Source organism: Clostridioides sp. ZZV15-6383 (assembly GCF_020657735.1).
Classification (GTDB): domain Bacteria; phylum Bacillota; class Clostridia; order Peptostreptococcales; family Peptostreptococcaceae; genus Clostridioides; species Clostridioides difficile_D.
In genome coordinates this window covers 1-386 of the sequence record NZ_JAGWCV010000169.1, presented here as the reverse complement: position 1 = coordinate 386, position 386 = coordinate 1, and the positions used below count along the sequence as shown (strand labels likewise).

1 protein-coding gene is annotated in these 386 nt (G+C 26.2%); it reads left to right on the top strand.

What is annotated here, in order from left to right; translation table 11 throughout:
• A partial coding sequence (locus tag KGF42_RS19290; protein WP_227826921.1) for an IS3 family transposase occupies window positions 1-386 on the top strand: 386 nt, incomplete at both ends.

Genomic DNA, 386 nt, shown 5'->3' with positions numbered 1-386 from the left:
AAGAGATTTCATAGTGAAAATCCAGATAAAGATATCGAAGAAAAAATCATGTCTATTTTTCAAGATCATAATGGTAGATATGGCTATCGCCGAATTACAGCTACATTAAAAAATAGTGGTATCGTTATTAATCAAAAGAAGGTTAGACGTATTATGAGAAAATTAGAACTTAAATGCATAGCATTTTCTCGTAAATCACGTAAATATAATTCCTATAAGGGTACATGCCTTGATAATTCTCCTATGGAAAATTTCTTTAGTATAATGAAGCAAGAAATGTATTATAGAAAAACATATAAAAGTTTCAACGAATTAGAGAAAGCTATAACAGAATATATTTATTATTATAATAACAAAAGAATTAAAGAAAAATTAAATTGGCGTAG